The sequence below is a fragment of the Vibrio sp. L5-1 genome, assembly GCF_021728315.1.
Taxonomy (GTDB): Bacteria; Pseudomonadota; Gammaproteobacteria; order Enterobacterales; family Vibrionaceae; genus Vibrio; species Vibrio splendidus_K.
Genome location: NZ_JAKKCQ010000001.1, coordinates 1,163,562 through 1,180,086, shown reverse-complemented (window position 1 = coordinate 1,180,086; position 16,525 = coordinate 1,163,562). Strand labels below are relative to the sequence as shown.

The 16,525-nt window shown below is 44.7% G+C and carries 10 protein-coding genes; 4 read left to right on the top strand and 6 right to left on the bottom strand.

Annotation, left to right across the window (positions count from 1 at the left end):
- The first annotated feature begins 231 nt into the window (after window positions 1–231).
- The 4 genes from L3V35_RS04810 to L3V35_RS04795 all read left to right on the top strand — a co-directional run bounded on the left by L3V35_RS04810 (window position 232) and on the right by L3V35_RS04795 (window position 6,712).
- Complete coding sequence (locus L3V35_RS04810; RefSeq protein ID WP_004732566.1) at window positions 232–1,449, top strand: ParA family protein; 1,218 nt, start codon at window positions 232–234, stop codon at window positions 1,447–1,449.
- A gap of 5 nt (window positions 1,450–1,454) precedes the next feature.
- On the top strand, window positions 1,455–2,429 hold the full coding sequence (locus L3V35_RS04805) for a ParB/RepB/Spo0J family partition protein (RefSeq protein WP_065206531.1): 975 nt from the start codon (window positions 1,455–1,457) through the stop codon (window positions 2,427–2,429).
- 93 nt (window positions 2,430–2,522) lie between these two features.
- Complete coding sequence (locus tag L3V35_RS04800; protein WP_237298650.1) at window positions 2,523–4,622, top strand: GNAT family N-acetyltransferase; 2,100 nt, start codon at window positions 2,523–2,525, stop codon at window positions 4,620–4,622.
- Window positions 4,623–5,041: 419 nt separating this feature from the next.
- Window positions 5,042–6,712 (top strand): FapA family protein, encoded by a 1,671-nt coding sequence (locus L3V35_RS04795; protein WP_237298649.1) that lies wholly within the window; start codon window positions 5,042–5,044, stop codon window positions 6,710–6,712.
- A gap of 148 nt (window positions 6,713–6,860) precedes the next feature.
- On the opposite strand, the gene L3V35_RS04790 is transcribed toward L3V35_RS04795, so the two are convergent.
- From L3V35_RS04790 to L3V35_RS04765, 6 genes are all read right to left on the bottom strand, one after another.
- A complete protein-coding gene (locus tag L3V35_RS04790; RefSeq protein WP_017084947.1) occupies window positions 6,861–8,975 on the bottom strand; it encodes a type I secretion system permease/ATPase in 2,115 nt (704 codons plus the stop codon).
- Between the two features lie 18 nt (window positions 8,976–8,993).
- Window positions 8,994–10,904: a LapD/MoxY N-terminal periplasmic domain-containing protein gene (locus tag L3V35_RS04785; protein ID WP_146455219.1), complete on the bottom strand. Its 1,911-nt coding sequence runs from the start codon at window positions 10,902–10,904 to the stop codon at window positions 8,994–8,996.
- A 5-nt stretch (window positions 10,905–10,909) separates the two neighbouring features.
- The gene (locus tag L3V35_RS04780) at window positions 10,910–11,578 is read right to left on the bottom strand and encodes a transglutaminase-like cysteine peptidase (protein WP_237298647.1); all 669 of its coding nucleotides are present in this window, start codon (window positions 11,576–11,578) and stop codon (window positions 10,910–10,912) included.
- Window positions 11,579–11,637: 59 nt separating this feature from the next.
- Window positions 11,638–13,029, bottom strand: coding sequence for an HlyD family type I secretion periplasmic adaptor subunit (locus L3V35_RS04775; protein WP_017082895.1), 1,392 nt, complete (start codon window positions 13,027–13,029; stop codon window positions 11,638–11,640).
- A gap of 112 nt (window positions 13,030–13,141) precedes the next feature.
- Window positions 13,142–14,437 carry a response regulator gene (locus tag L3V35_RS04770; RefSeq protein WP_237298958.1) on the bottom strand — a complete coding sequence of 432 codons (1,296 nt, stop codon included), beginning with the start codon at window positions 14,435–14,437 and terminating at the stop codon, window positions 13,142–13,144.
- A 98-nt stretch (window positions 14,438–14,535) separates the two neighbouring features.
- Window positions 14,536–16,458: an ATP-binding protein gene (locus L3V35_RS04765; protein WP_237298956.1), complete on the bottom strand. Its 1,923-nt coding sequence runs from the start codon at window positions 16,456–16,458 to the stop codon at window positions 14,536–14,538.
- Between the last annotated feature and the right edge of the window lie 67 nt (window positions 16,459–16,525).

Sequence of the window (16,525 nt, the reverse complement as noted above, 5' to 3'; positions counted from 1 at the left end):
TACATTGTAAATAAGTGATGCTGTAACATTTTAAATGTAAAGAAGAAATAGAACGGTTATACATGACCAAAAAGGTCATTTTTGTGTTTGTATTAGCCGTTGTTTCATCAAACTGTAAAAATACAGTCTATTTTGTGTGATTTTACTCATAAATGTATGTTCATGTTTTTGTTGTGTTTGTTGTTAATCGCTGTACAATTTGTTCTAGGTTAATCATTACGGAAACTGGCAATGAAAAGAGAACAAACGATTGATAAGCTCTATCAGCTAGCCGAACAAACTCAACAAGTTCAGGCTGACCGAATTGAGATTATTCTGGAAGAGCGAAGTGATGAACATTTCCCTCCAATGTCTAAAGCTATGATGGAGACGCGTTCAGGCTTAACTCGTCGAAAATTGGATGAGGCTATCAACAAGCTTGAAGCGGATGGTCATCAGTTTACAAAGAACAACGCCAATCATTACTCGATTTCATTGACTGAAGCTCACATGCTGATGGATGCAGCTGAAGTGCCGAAGTTCCACCAACGTAAGCAGCATGTAGACAATAAGCCATGGGTTATTAACGTACAGAACCAAAAGGGCGGTACGGGTAAATCAATGACAGCGGTTCACCTAGCGGCTTGTCTGTCTTTGAACTTAGATAAGCGCTACCGTATCTGCTTGATTGACTTGGATCCACAAGGTTCTTTGCGTCTGTTCTTAAACCCACAAATTAGTGGTGCAGAGCACGACAGTATCTATTCTGCTGTTGATATCATGTTGGACAACGTGCCAGAAGGCCAAGATGTTGATCTTGAATTCTTGCGTAAGAACGTACTTTTACCAACACAGTATCCGAATCTAAAGACGATCTCGGCGTTCCCAGAAGACGCGATGTTTAACGCTGAAGCGTGGCAAAGCCTATCTCAAGATCAGTCACTTGATATTGTTCGTCTTTTAAAAGAGAAGCTTATCGACAAAATTGCGGATGATTTTGATGTGATTATGATTGATACCGGCCCGCACGTAGACCCTCTAGTGTGGAACGCAATGTACGCATCGAACGCTCTTCTGATTCCATGTGCTGCCAAGCGTTTGGATTGGGCTTCAACGGTTAACTTCTTCCAGCACTTACCAACCGTGTACGAGATGTTCCCGGATGACTGGAAAGGGCTCGAATTTGTTCGTCTAATGCCAACCATGTTTGAAGACGACAACAAGAAGCAGGTATCAGTATTAACTGAGATGAACTACCTGTTGAATGACCAAGTAATGATGGCCACTATTCCAAGAAGCCGCGCTTTTGAAACCTGTGCAGATACTTACAGCACGGTTTTCGATCTAACGGTGAGCGACTTTGAGGGTGGTAAGAAAACTCTGGCTGTCGCTCAAGACGCAGTACAAAAAAGTGCTCTAGAATTAGAGCGTGTATTACATAGCAACTGGCCTTCACTTAATCAGGGATAACAAGAATGGCGATTAAAACATCTGACTTAAATGCAAAGCTATTTGGTAAAGCAAACAAACGTCGCGTAGCTACGCCACAAGAGGCTCAAACAGCGGCTAAAGAACAGGCTCAAGTGATCGAGCTTTCTGTTGCAGGCGAAGAATTGGTTTCATTTGAACTAGTTCGAATCCCGGCGGCTGACGTAGCAACTCAAACGGTTGTTTTCGAAGAAAATGCTCGTGAGCAATCTTTCTTAAACGAGCACGCGCTTTCTGATGTTCTTACAACATTGAAAGAACGTGGCCAGCAATACCCAGCGGTTGGTCGTAAAAACAAAGACGGTAAGATTGAAGTTCTTGATGGTAGCCGTCGTCGTATGTCGTGTATTTTGGCTGACAAAGAGTTCCTTATCTATGTTGCTGAAAACATCAACGGCGAACACGCTAAGTTCCTATCTGATGTTGCTAACGCTCATAAACCGCTTTCTCTGTATGAGAAGGGTAAAGAGATGCAAGCGAAGCTAGATAAAGGCGAAGCTGAAGACCAGAAAGCACTAGCGAAAATGTTCCAGTGCAGTGAAGCTTTGGTGAGTGGCGCGTTGAAAGCGGCGGCTTTGCCTCTTGAACTGCTACAAGCTTACCCAAATGTGAGCGATCTTGGTCGACCAACCATTGTTAAGCTACACAAACAATTCGGTGGCCTGACTGGCGAACAGCAGCAAATATTACTGACTAAGTGCGATGCTTCTGAAGGTTTTGTATGGCAGCGTAGCGAAGCACAAGGTGTTACGCGTTTAACTAAAGATGTTACTGAAACTTTGGAAGGTTGGATTCTTGAATTGGCGCCAGCGCCAGCGAAGAAAGCTTCGCCAAAAGTTGAGCTTATTAAAGGCCGCGCTTCATACAGCCGTAAGGGTTCAAACTTAGCGTTGAACCTTAAGAAAGTGGATGATGCGACAATGGAAGAGATTTTAGCCTTCGTTCAATCGAAGCTCGACTAAGTCGACGACTTTCCATTACGACTCTAAAGCCGCATTATGCGGCTTTTTATTTGGCTGTGATAAACTGTGTCTAGATGAATCTGGACGCTAATTATGAAGAACCCAACAAACACTTTCCTACATACTCTTTCCCAAACAGCCGAGCATAATCAGCATCGTTATGGTGTTGTCTTTTCTGGTGATAGTGGTTGGCAAGACGCTACGATTCAAAGCTTTCTTGATGCCTCTTCAGCACAAACAGTTTTCCAGATGGGTGGTTCGCCTTTTCTATCGGTAACACATGTTCCGGTTAAAAAGGGGCAACAACTCTTAGGCCGAGAATGCCAACTTCTTGTTTGTGATTTTAGAGAGCAGTTTGATGCCAACAGTTTTAGTGCTGCACTAGGTGCGTTAGTCGGTGGCGGTTTGTTGTTGGTTATCCCGCCCAAATCCGATGAATATGAAGAGGGTTTTAATTCTACTTTTGGAAAACGTTGGTTAGCGTCTAACTTCGCCAAACTGTTTTCTGTTTCACAAGACGATGAACAGCTAACGCAACTTTATACTCGTAATCCTTTGCCTGAAGAATTAACCCAACCGAATTTGTTCGATAGATTTGAGCAACAAAAGACGGCAGTAGAGTTAGTCAAGAAAGTCGTCTCTGGACATCGAAAGCGTCCCTTGATTCTCACTGCAGACAGAGGTCGCGGCAAGAGTTCGACATTAGGTATCGCGGCAGCGGAGCTTTTGGTTGAGCGTCACGGGCTTAACATCATTGTTACCGCTCCTTCTGTTAAAGCGGTTGAGCCGGTATTTGCTCACGCAAGCCAACGGCTAGGCCCTTGTGAAGTTATAAGTACTACTAACATCGGCCATCAAGGTGGCAGCCTAAGATTCGTCGCACCGGATGAACTACTTCAATCTAAGCCTGATTGCGATTTGTTATTGGTCGATGAGGCGGCTGCCATTCCAATCCCGATACTTAAATCTATGGTCGTCAGTTATCACCGTATGGTTTTTTCAACCACGGTACACGGTTACGAGGGTAGTGGCCGAGGGTTTGGGATTAAGTTTGAATCTTGGCTTTCTGTACACCGCCCTGGTTGGAAGGGCTTTAAGCTCGAACAACCTATTCGTTGGAATAACAACGACCCACTAGAAGCTTGGTTGTTTGACTGCTTCCTGCTTGGTAACGACGCGTCGCTAAGTGACTCGGCGATTCATGAGTTAGATAACTTTTCTGATAAGACAATCAACCAATTAAATTTAGTTGAACTATCAAAAGCAGATTGTTTGGCTAATCCACACAAGTTACAACGATGTTTTTCTCTTCTTGTGGATGCTCATTATCAGACGTCGCCCAATGACTTAATGCAGTTCCTTAACAATCCAGCAATCCACTTGTACGCAGCCTGGCAGCAAGATGAATGCTTAGGTTGTATGTTGGTCACTGAAGAGGGTGGTTTAGATAAAGATTTGATTGCTCAGATTCAAATTGGAAAACGCAGGCCTCAAGGACACCTTGCTCCTGTGTTGCTGGCAAACCAACTTGGCTCTACAGAAGCGGCGACCAGTCGCTGCCTTCGAGTGATGCGCATTGCAGTTTCAACTCGTCATCAAGGTTTGGGCATTGGTGGTTGGATGTTGGCTAAGTTATCAGAGCAAACCAGCCAAGCGGATTATCTGGCGACAAGCTTCGGTGCGACTAGTGAGTTGATTTCATTCTGGCGCGATAACGATTTTGTACCTGTCCATATTGGCCACCAGCGGGATCAGGCAAGTGGCTGCCACTCGGTATTGATGGTTAAGGCGCTTACCTCAAACTCCCAAAGCTGGATTAACCAAGCTCTAAGTCACTTCGAGCGTAGCTACTGCTTTCTTGTTTCAGGTTCTTTAGTTTCACTTGAAACCGAAATGGTGCGCGTACTGCTGCCAAAGAGTGTCGATACCGTTAGTGAATTTGAAACTCAGTTAGTTAGAAATTACGTGAACGGTGGCAACAGTTACGATGCGATTAGCTTCAGCGTACTGAACTTGATTCTACTTGGTAACGATCGAAACATAGGTATTTCTGACTTACTCATCGCAAAGGTCGTTCAGCAGAAAGAGTGGGGGACTTGTGTTGAACAGTTTAATCTTGTTGGTCGCAAACAAGCAGAAATTCAGTTTCGTAAAGACGTCGATGTTTTGCTGGCAAATTTACAGTGTAAATAGACAAGCCATCATTTAAAGAGACTGACCGTTACAAATTAGATTTACAGTGTAAATTAGAATCTTGGATTTACACTGTAAACTGAAGCTCCATATTGAAATCCGTTTTTACCCTGATTATCAGCTTCATCACTTCTGTTCCACCTCTCCATAACAGCCTTTAATCTTCTAAAGCTATTCGCCTTTACTATCTTGCTCTAATATCGAATCGACATTCAATCACACGAAATATTCTGAAAAATTTCCCTATGTATTTGTAAAGGCGAAGTAGATCATAAAATGTGTAAGTCTTATTTATGAGTCATGTTTGCAGAATCGAAAGTAAGTGATGTGACGCTGATTATTCTAATAATGTGATACTCAGCGCAGAACGAATTATATAGACTGAATAACAACTGAGTCATTAGGGATACTCAATTCGAATGTGGGATAACATTGTTACATTGTCAGAAGACAAGAAACAAGTGGTGGCATGTCTGCCGTCGGGGTTTGTGGTTGAAGCAAGCTTTGATAACACGACGTTGCCACCAACCTTGGAAGCTTTGGACGCATCAAACTATTTTCTTTTTGAAGAAGAGGTGTTGCGCTTCGTCACTCTTGCCAAAGAAGGTAAAGGGGAAGCTTACGAAGGAGTCTTGATTGCCGAAGTTCGTAACGCAAGCGTTGCCGTCGAACTGTCTGATGACGAGATGCTGGCGAGTCTGGTGGTGACGGGACCACATCATGGACACGCACTGCGCGGGAGCGACATCATTCATTGTTTAGCCCAAGCCCACATAACAAAGGGAATTAATAAGTTAGCGCTCAGAAAAGTGCTGATGATGAGTAACAAGCTTAAACCCGGTGAAAAGTTTACTCAACCCGTCGCGAAAGGGACGCAGCCAGTAAAGGGCAAAGATGCTAAGTTTGCCGCCTTGGTTGAAGACATTACTCGCCAAGTCTTGAAGCCTCGCAGTAAAGACGAAGGCAAGATTGATATGCGAGACTTGGGGCAAACCATTACTGTTGGTCAAAATGATCACTTGATGAAGCGTACTCCCGCGACCAAAGGCATCGCTGGCTTTACCGTCCAAGGTCGAATTATCCCACCGCTTCCTGGACAAGACAGTTTAATTAAGCCTGGAAAGGGCACCTACATCTCCCCTGACGACCCCAATTTATTACTCGCTTCATTTCCTGGATTACCCATAATCAAAGATAGAACTATTGAAGTAGATGACGCCTTGTGTGTTAGCAACGTAGATGTTTCAACCGGACACGTTAAATTCAAAGGCAATGTCTTTGTCTCTGGGAACATTGAACCGGGAATGATCGTTAAAGCGACAGGAAGTGTCACGGTTGGTGGCTTTATTGAATCGGCAGAAGTCCAAGCTCAGGGTGACATAAAAGTCGCGAAGGGGATTATCGGTCATACGACTAAAGAGGGTGAGCCGAAAAGCTGCAAGGTGTTTAGCAAAGGTTCTATCACAGCAAGCTACGCGCAGAACGCCGAACTCCAAACCGCCACCGACCTTCGACTGGGTGTGCACAGCATGAGTAATGATATTCGTTGTGGTAACAACCTTATCGTGATGGACAGTTTGAAGAAGCACGGTACGCTCAGTGGCGGCGAAGCTAGAGTCGGTGGGAAAGTGGAGTGTGTCTTTTTAGGCGTAGAAGGCGATACCGCAACCAAGGTACACGGATTTGCACGTTACGATGGTTACCGACAAAAGATAGCCGAGCTGAAAGAAACTTATAAACAAGCTCAAGAGCAGACCATGGATGTGATTCGCCAAGAGCTCGAATTTAAGAAGCGACCAAAAGCGGAACGAAGCGAAGAGCAAGCACTAGAAATTGAGCAGCAAAGAGAAAAAAATAATCTTGCGATCGAAAATACTAAATCACAGTTGGATACGCTTGAAGCTGAGTTTGAAACCAACCTTGCCGAGTGCACAGTTGAGGCGCATGAAAAGGTGTATACGCGAGTGACGATTCAATTTTGTGATGAGACAGTCACCACCAAGCGAACCCATGGCGGCAGCGTTTTCTCGTTCAACCAATACGAGATTCAATGTTCATTCAAAATGGAGCAAGAAGATATCTCGTTGTAATGAATTACTTTGAAATTGACCGACCCTGAATAGAGCGGCTCGAGCTATTTTCTACTCATTAGAACAAACAAAAAAAGGGGGAGCTGATGCTCCCCCTTTGCTTTTGCTGATATTGATTTAGTTAGATTCTTTAAGTCACATGCGCGCTTTAACTTGCTGCTCTTACCTTGCCTTGCTTCAAGTCTGACAGAACTTGTGCTTTCGGGCCGTCGGCAATAATACTGCCTCTCTCCATCACAATCACTCGATCTACAATATCCAACATCGATGTTTTGTGGGTGATAAGAATCAATGTCTCGCTTGGCAATAACTGGTTGAGTTGATGTTTGATGTGCATCTCCGAGCGATTATCCATCGCACTGGTCGGTTCATCCATCAAAAGCACGGGTGGACGTCCTAAGAAGGCTCTCGCTATGGCAATCGACTGACGTTGACCACCAGATAGCAATGCACCACCTTCGCCCACTTGGCGTTCTAAGCCTGCTGGATCTTGCTGAGTAAACGCGGTCACGCCTGCACGGTTGGCTGCGTCCATCACATCACGGTCATCGACCAACGGTCGACCTAAGGTAATGTTGTCTCTTACTGAACCGTAGAACAGGTTACTGTCTTGCGGTACACAGCCTATATTGCGTCGTACATCGACATGATGCAGTTGTTCCATGTCAGTGTCATCAATGCGCACATGGCCTTCTGTAGGCTTGTATAGGCCCATAATCAAACGTTCTAGCGTGGTCTTGCCTGAACCAATTCGACCAATGATAGCGACTTTTTCACCGGGTTTGATATTAAGGGTTAGGTCTCTGATAGAAGCGACAGGCGAGTCTGGGTAGTGGAACGTTACTTTATCTAGCGCAATATGACCCTGAATAATCGGACGGTGGATGTAGCGCTTACCTTCTTCCTGTTCATCAGGCATCGACATTACTTGTTCAATCAAAGTCATTGATGACTTTGCTTGGTTGTAACGTGTAGAAAGCAAAGACAGTTGAACAAGAGGGCCAATTGCACGGCCGCTCAACATGGTCGCGGCAATCAAGCCACCCATAGTGAGTTCACCTTCTGCGATGAGGTACACACCAAAAATGATCATTCCTACATTGGTACTTTGTTGAACAAAGCCAGCCGTGTTTTGGATGCTGTCGGTGATGCGGCGACTTTTGATATTCCAGTTTGCCATGTGCGCAACCGCTTCTTCCCAACGGAATTGGAACTGACTTTGTGCGCTGAATAATTTAACTGTCTCTAACCCAGCCAAACTCTCAATTAAGTTCGCGTACTTCTGAGAAGCAAGTCGAGAGCCTTCTTCAATCGTACGACGTAGTGGCCCTTGGATTAACAGCGCGTAGATAATCAAAATGACCACACCGACGACAGGAACAAACACAAGGTTTCCGGCCATCAGCCAAATTAACGCCAAGAACATCAGCGCGAATGGTAAGTCGATTAACGAGCCAATGGTTGCAGAGGTAAAGAACTCACGGATTGATTCAAATTCTTGCAGGTTTTTCGCGAAAGCACCGACCGAAGCAGGCTTTGCTTCCATACGAATTCCCAGAACTTTACTGAACAATTTAGAGGAAATTAGGATATCGGATTTTTTCCCCGCGACATCAATGAAGTAACTGCGCATTAACTTGAGAAGCAGATCGAAAAGGAAGACGACGAAAATACCACTCGCCAACACCCACAGAGTTTCAAAGGCAAGGTTGGGGACTACTTTGTCGTACACCAAACGAGTAAACATTGGCGCGGCAATGGCGAAGATATTGATCAGAATAGATGCAATCAACACATCACGATAGATGTTTTTAGATTCCCAAATGGTGCTCCAAAACCAGTGACCTTTGCGTGTTTTTAGAACCTCTGGTGAACGTTCATCATAACGGAATTGTTTTTTTACCAAGAAGTAGCGGCCGATGAATTGTTCTTTGAGTTCATCGATTGTAATGACGATAGGCACCATCCCGCTTTCTGCGGTGATGATCTCTGCTTCTTGTTTTTCTAAATCGATACTATTTAGAACACATGCTTCGCCCTGTTTGAGAAGTAGAATAGCAGGCAGAATCAGGTGAGGAATACTTTCCAACTCGGAACGGTTTTCTTTCGCCACTAACCCCGCTCGTTCAGCAGAACGAGGGAATAGGAAAGGGGTTAGCTTTCCATCGGATAGTGGCAGCCCATTGATCAACGCTTCGGGCGAGTTAGCTAACCCGTAATACCGACTAACGTAGATCAGTGAGTTTAATAGTGGATCTTGCATGCGATATAACCCTTACAACTATTTATCAACAATGAAGCCTTGGAACACTTCTACGTAGTTATCAGACAGGATATCTAGCTGAGTCTGAGTTTCTATTCGAGACGCAATGGTGGTTATGCCTAGGTTGTGAGCGGTTCTAGAGATCGACGTTAAGGTGAATTTCTGCTTTTCATCATCAAGGTTGTGCGTAAACAAGTAATCTAACTTCACATAGCTTGGGCGGTACTCGTTGATGTAATCCAACGATTGGAAATTACGTCCGTAGTTATCAACCCCGAATACGGACTCAGCGTTACGAATGGTGTTACACAGCAGCGCCGTGTAGTGCGGAACATTGATGAAACAATTTTCTGGAATCTCAAAATGCAACAGGTGAGCAATTGAGGCATTGTGTTCAAGAGTTTTACCAATCCAGCGGATGAAGCTCGGCTGAGAAATACTGCTTGGCGAAATATTGATAGCAACGGGGCTAGTTATTTCTTTCGCATTCAGTTTCTCAATCATTTTCTCGATAACGTATTGGTCGAGAATGTGGCTCATTTCTAACTGTTCTAGTGCGTATAGATATTGGTTTGCACTGTAACGAACTCCGTCTTTTTCAATCGCAGAGAACACTTCTTGGTGATACGTTTTGCCAAAGCTATTGTTTGCAGCTTGCAGACGGAAGGTGACAAGGTCGTTGATGATTGCTTCTTCAACCAACATACGCCATTGTTGTTTGCCCATCACAGCACCATGATCGTCTGCCGTTACGTAGCCGTAAGTCAGTTCACGGTTCGCCTTCGCACTTGAGAGCGCGTTATCGACCAACGACATGATTTCGGTACTGGTTTTTCGCGTATTGCTGTATGTCACACCTAGCGCGATGTGTGGATTCGCCGTACCTGTTGGGTCTGAACCTAGGTTTTGAATGCAGTTTACGATGCTGCCAGCAACAAGTTTAAGTTCGCTTTCATCAATGTTTGGCATGATGAAACCGAATTCGTCACTAGAAATACGGGCGATGGTGATATCTGGTGATGAGATTGAAGCTTGCAGCTGTTCAGCCAGTTGATGAACCAAGGCATCACCTTCTTGATAGCCTTTTTCGTCGTACTCTTCACTAATAAATTCGGCTTTTAGTACGGCTAAACCACCTAAACTGGACTCTTCTAACCACTGAGTTAACTGAGACATGTAGTAAGCGCGGTTGCCTAGCTGAGATACAGGGTCGATATACGCTCTTTCACGCAGCTTTTGAGCTTCTTTCGCTTGGTTTTTAAAGGCCAGTTCAACTTGGGTCGACATGTGGTTGATACCATCGACAACCAAGGTGAGATCTTTTGTCTTTGGACGAGCCAGTGGTTCACCAAACTGATTCTTCGCGATCTGATCCATCTTAGTAATGATCAACGAGAGCGGGCGTAAAGCACGCTTAAGGATCCAAGAGATAGACACTAAACCGAGCAAGAAGATCGTGCCAAAGATGCTCAGTAAGCGGATGAACGCTTGCCAAAGCTGATCGTAGGCAGGACCAGGGTGACTTACGATCTCGACTTCTGCCAGTTGCATCCAGCCACTGGTAATTACGCGGCGGTCATGAACAGGCTCAAATAGGTTAAGGTTAGTAAACCACTCTGGTACGCCAGTTGGCTTTACAGGGTATGAACGGAGAATGTCATCTCCGGTGTCTAGGAAAATCAATCGCACGACGGAATAAGAACTGCCATCAAATAGGGCGTTGATAACAGACTCCACTGCCACCTTGTCCTTTTCTTCTAGGTAAGGGGCGAGAGCCAGTCCAACAGTATTAATGGTATTACTTACCTCAGAGCGTTGCTGCTCCTCTAAGTATCCACGGGTGGTATTGAATTCGATCATAAAAACTGACGTCATCAGCAGTATGAATACCGCAACCATCCCGACCACAAGCTGTTTATATAAAGTCATTGTACCTACTCATCGTAATTGATAATGGGTTTGTTTAAATTTAGAGAGCGCTCACGAGAACGTAGGTCGTTCCATAAGCTCAATCTTGAAGATTTCCCTGCCAGCTTACCGCTGCCTGCTGCCGACTTAATTAACCAAAGGTTTTTACCATTGAAACTGTATATCGGTCGCAGGTCTCCGCGTTTAGAACCGCGTTTTATTTCAGGGTTTAAGTTATCTAAAATTAGTGGTTCTGCACTGGGTGTTGAGTAGTACGCCAACACCATATGGAATTGGTTTAACTCAAGTGCTTTTACGTACACCAATCGTAATTTTTTATCTGGGACGCCGAGTTCAAGTAAAGAGAAGTATTTTGCGATAGTGAAGTCTTCGCAATCACCCGCGTTGCTGCCTAAAAACTCCAGTGGTGTCGCCCAGTAGTCATTCTTTCCCCACAGTATGTTGTCATCGACAAAGTACATTTGGTTGAAGAACCGGTTTACCGAATCAAGCTTTTCCGTTTCACTTAGCCCTTCGTACGACGTCATATTGGAGCGCCATGTTGCCACTCGTTTTCCGGCTCTTTCCCCGTAGGTTGCAGTAACCGCGTCTATCCACCTTTGGTCGCTCTTGTTGAGCGCCACTGAGGTAAAAGAGGTGAGGACCAGCAACAATAACGAAACCCGAGATTTCATAGCCTCTGCTCTTGTCTGTTCACTGTGTATTGAAAGGCGCTATCAAGCATCAAACGTCCTTACTCTTTTAATGCGTTGTTTTGAGCGCTTAATAGTGGCTTCAACATGTACTCAAGTACGGTTCTCTTGCCCGTGATGATATCGACAGAGGCTGTCATACCAGGAATGATCGGCAACTCTTCGTTGTGTCCAAAGCTGTATTTATCGGTACGTACACGCACGATGTAGAAGCTATTGCCTTCTTCATCTTGAGTGGTATCGGCGCTGATGTGTTCTAGCACACCTTCCAAACCGCCATACTTTGTGAAGTCATAGGCACTAAATTTAACAATGGCGGTCAGTTCTGGGCGTAGGAATGCGATATCTTGCGGAGCGATTTTAGCTTCAACCAATAGCGAGTCTTCAGTCGGTACAATCTCAACAATGTCCATACCCGGCTGAATAACACCACCCACGGTATTAATCCCGAGCGTTTTGACTGTGCCCGTTACGGGAGAGACCACGATGGTACGGTTTACTCTGTCTTCAAGGCCAACCGAAGATTCGGTCATTGCAGAGAGCTTGTCTTGTGCTTGGTTCAGTTTTTCTTGTTGTTCTGAGCGGAAGCTCAATGCAGCATCGATACGGCTGAGCATCGCTTCTTTGATGGCGGAACGTAGAAGAGGGATTTTGAGTTCGCTCGAAGTCATTTCTCGGCGAGTGTCATTCACTTGTCTTTGAAGCTTGAGGAGTTCAATTCTTGGCACAACGCCTTCATCGGCAAGCGGTTTTGTTATATCTAATTCTTGGCGGGCAAATTTGTAACTTTGTCTTAAGTTATTGACGCGCGATTTTATTTCAACAAGGTCTTGTTGCTTCTGTTCAACTTGTTGATCAAAAACGGAAAGTTGGTTTCTTAAATTGTTTAGGTCTTGACGATATTCGGCTTTTTGGCGATTAACCAGTTTAGGTTGAAGTTCGTATAGCTTTGGTGGGAAGGCGAGTTTGCCGTAGTCGAGTAACACACTTTGTTTCCAGTTTTCGACGGAGAACTCTTCGTTGATGACCACGCTGTTAAAGGAAGCTGAAAGCATTAATACGCTGGCAGTTAAGTTTGCCACTTGTTGTTCGCGCTCTCGGAAGTCAGAACGGAATCGAGTGTCATCGATCAACAGCAGCTGTTGACCTTTTTGAACGCGTTGACCCTCCCTTACTAATATCTCTTTTACGAGGCCGCCCTCAAGGTTTTGCACCACTTGGATTTGGGAAGAGGGGATGACCTTGCCTTGGCCAACGGTGACTTTATCGATCTCAGCCCAAGCGGACCACCCAATAGCAGCAATAAAAAACAGAACGATCACCCATAACATAATACGCGCACTGGTGGGCGTATTGAGTAGTAGTGCCGCTGTTTTATCATCGACGTACTCAAGTTCGGTTTCGTTCAATTTGCTGTAATTCTTCTGGCTCATGACTGTCCTTGTTTGCTAAATAAAAGTGCAAGCCTATTGAGTGTATTCTTACTTTTGATAAATGTTAAGATTTTGCTCCTTTAAATCTTTGAATTTATATATTTTTTAAGACTTATCGGTTCTTGAAATCTGTTTTATCCAATTGGTGCTTTCTCAGCTTGTCATACAGTGTCTTTCGCGACACTTGCAGCTCTTGTTGCACTTCTTTTAAACGCCCTTGATGGCGATGTAGTGCCTCAATTAAGATAATTTGTTCAAAGCTATCAGTGCGTTGGTTCAACGACTGTTGCTGCTCCTCAATGCTCACGTCACGTTCATCCGCGTCACTTTGCTCACCAGTATCACCGTCGAGCGACGGCTGCTTAATTTGAGTCAGCACTCTGAGTTCGGCATGTTGGCGAAGCTGACGAATGTTTTCCGTCCAATGAGTCGCAATGAGTCGTTGAATCTCTTTTTCTGTAATGACAGGTGGCGGCAGCTGATATCGACTTGCCGCACCACGAGCAAAATGCTTAAACAAGGAGCCAATATCTTCGGTTCGTTGCGCCAAGGTTAGCAAATCAAATCGGCGGAACTCACCTACAATTGTAGTTGGAACTATTGTGGTTGCGATAATGATACAAGTTGCATTGGTCTTGCATGAGTTTTCACGAAGTAGAGTGGGTTTTAGAGCTGCTAACCAGCGCCATTGTTGTGAAGTTAATGCTTCTGTTTCATGGATATAAAGTGTTCCGCCCTGATGTTTGCTGAATAATTGCACAACAAACTGATCAAACGTAGCTTGGTCATTGCGTGGTAAATTGAACGCAGCGACAGGGCAAAGTTCTGCGGATTGATGGCTGTGTAGATCGTGCGTGTACTGCGCCGTGACCCTTTTACCTGTCCCTAGATCGCCGACAAACAGTAGAAGAGGGTGAGTTTTGGTATCTAAGGTGATCAGTTCTCGGCGTAATGCCTGCATGGATGGCGATTGACCAATCAGTTTTGGTCCCACCTGATTCTGCATCGCCAACTCTTTACGTAATAAGTTGTTCTCTTCAACCAGTGCGAGTTTATCTGCGGCTTTTTTTACCGCGGTGAGCAGGGCATCGACCACAAATGGCTTTTCCAGAAAATCGTAAGCGCCGGCTTTCATTGCGGACACCGCTGTTTGCACGTCACCATGCCCAGTAAGGACGATGAGCTGAAAATTAGGATTTTGGCTCAGCAACTTTTGTGTCAATTGAATGCCATCCATCACAGGCATGTGAATATCGGTGATGACAATTCCAGCTTGCGCGGTATCTATTTTCTTTAGTGCCTCAATAGCATTAGGAAAGCAGACGATATCGATGCCTTCAATGAGCATGGCTTGTTCTACGGAGTCTCGGATTGCGGGTTCATCGTCGACAAAATAGAGTTTAGGCATAGAGTGCAAAAGTCGAGTCCTTAACAGTATGTGATTTGCTGTATGTCAGATCAGCAGTATGTAACGTTCGTTTTCTAATCAACAATAACAACGGCCCGTCAGCCCTTATCGTTATATAACGGGATGTTTAGCGAGAATACCATGCCTGAAGGCTCTAATCGGTTCGCGCTGATCGTGCCGTGATACGCCTCAATAATCCGTTTCGATATTGAAAGGCCTAGTCCTAAGCCTTCCGGTTTAGTGGTAAAAAACGGGTCGAACAACTTTTCTAATTTGTCGTCCTGCATGCCAATTCCGTTATCCCAAATGATCACCTGACAAGAGTCATGATGCAGTTGCCATTCGATGCCTATCTGTGGGCTAGCCTGTTGGTCTACGTTTTCCAGGTTTTGTTGCTGCTGCAAGACTTTCTGTTCAAGAACTTGTTGTTGAAGCGCTTGAGTCGCGTTGTGAATCAGGTTAACCAGTACTTGTTCGAGCTCGGTTGGGTGAATCGCAATGTTAATGTCGTCTGGCACTGTGCTTAACCTTAACGTGATGCCTTGTTTGATCATTAGCGCACTAAGAATACTGGTCGCGTTGTTGATCGATTGATGCAGGTTTGCGACGTGGTGTTCTTGCTTGGTGACCTTGCGAGTGAAGACTTTAAGACGCGCGATGATCTCGGTAATTGAGGTATTCAAAGCAATCATTTTATCGAGATTGCTTTTGACCAAGTCAGTCCGTTCCATTTCAAGCAGCTTTAAGCTGTTCTCACTGTATGTTCGCAGCGCTGCAAGTGGTTGGTTGATTTCGTGGTTAATGCTGGCTGACAGCTCACCGAGTACCGCTAATTTTGCGGTTTGTGTCAGCTCTTGTTCTGTCTGTTTCAACTTCGACTGCGACTCTTGGTATTGAAAAAGGGTTTGTTGCAGCTGTTGATTGGATTGCTTCAAGTAGTGAGTGCGTTTATCAACGGTTTGCTCTAGGTTTTGGTTGAGTCGGGTCAACGCCACTTTCGCGAGATAAGTCTGGCGCCACGACCAAGCGATTAGCATCACCAAGCTGTAAATCACCACGAAGATGACATCGATTTGCAAAACTTTAATAAGCTCAGCTCTGGTCTCTTTTAGTGCGACGACTTGGTATTGGTTGTTGCTGACCGTTGCAGGATAAAGATTAAAAACACCAAGCTTGAATAGCTGGTTAGCCGTGAGTTCTTTTTGCACTTGATTTGGTTGAGGATCATTAGGCTGATTGGTGCTGCTAACTTCTTGTTTAGATTTGAAAGAACGAAAGGCTTCGATGATCGAAATTTCGCTTTGACCGTATTGGCGTTGAAGTGCGATATCCGTTTGTTGTTGCTGAGTTAATGGCAACAATGAATGGTAAAGCCATGGAGCTTGGCTTGATAAAAAGACTACTTGGTTAGAGTCGAGTACTACGATCTCAAAGTCGTCGCTGGTTAGGATGTTTTCGAGGTTCTCTAAACTCACCTTTACGGTGATAACACCAACAATGTCATTCTCAACATACAGTGGTGAAGATAAAAAATAACCGCGTACATTCGAGCGAGCGCCTAGCGCGACATATTGTGTATTGTTGCCTTGAATGGCTGAAGCAAAGTAGGGGCGAAATGAGAAGTTCTCGCCTACAAAAGTGCGAGGCTTTTGGTAATTACTGGAAGCGACTACAGTACCGCTCGGGTCATGAATATAGATGGTGTCAGCTTGGCTTTGATTAGACCATTCAAACAGTAATTGATTGAGTTGAGTGGCGGAAATCTTGTCTGTTTGTGGTGATGAGTCAAAATAAGAGAGCAGACGCGGGTCATGGCTGAGTAAATCCGGGATCTGTTTGAACTTATCCAGTTCAGAATCGATTTGTAGATTGGCTTTATTGGCCGCTTCATTGAGTTGCTGAGTGACGATTTTTTCTTGGAATTGTACTGCCATAAAGTGGGTTGCAGTCAGTCCTGCCGTTCCCAATAATAATGAGAATAAAACAAAAGGAGTCATTAGGTTAGGCAGTATCTTGGTCACTTGGATCTCAGCGAGTAATCGGTTTGTATAAAGATTATCAATATGATGGATAGAGTACCGAGATCTT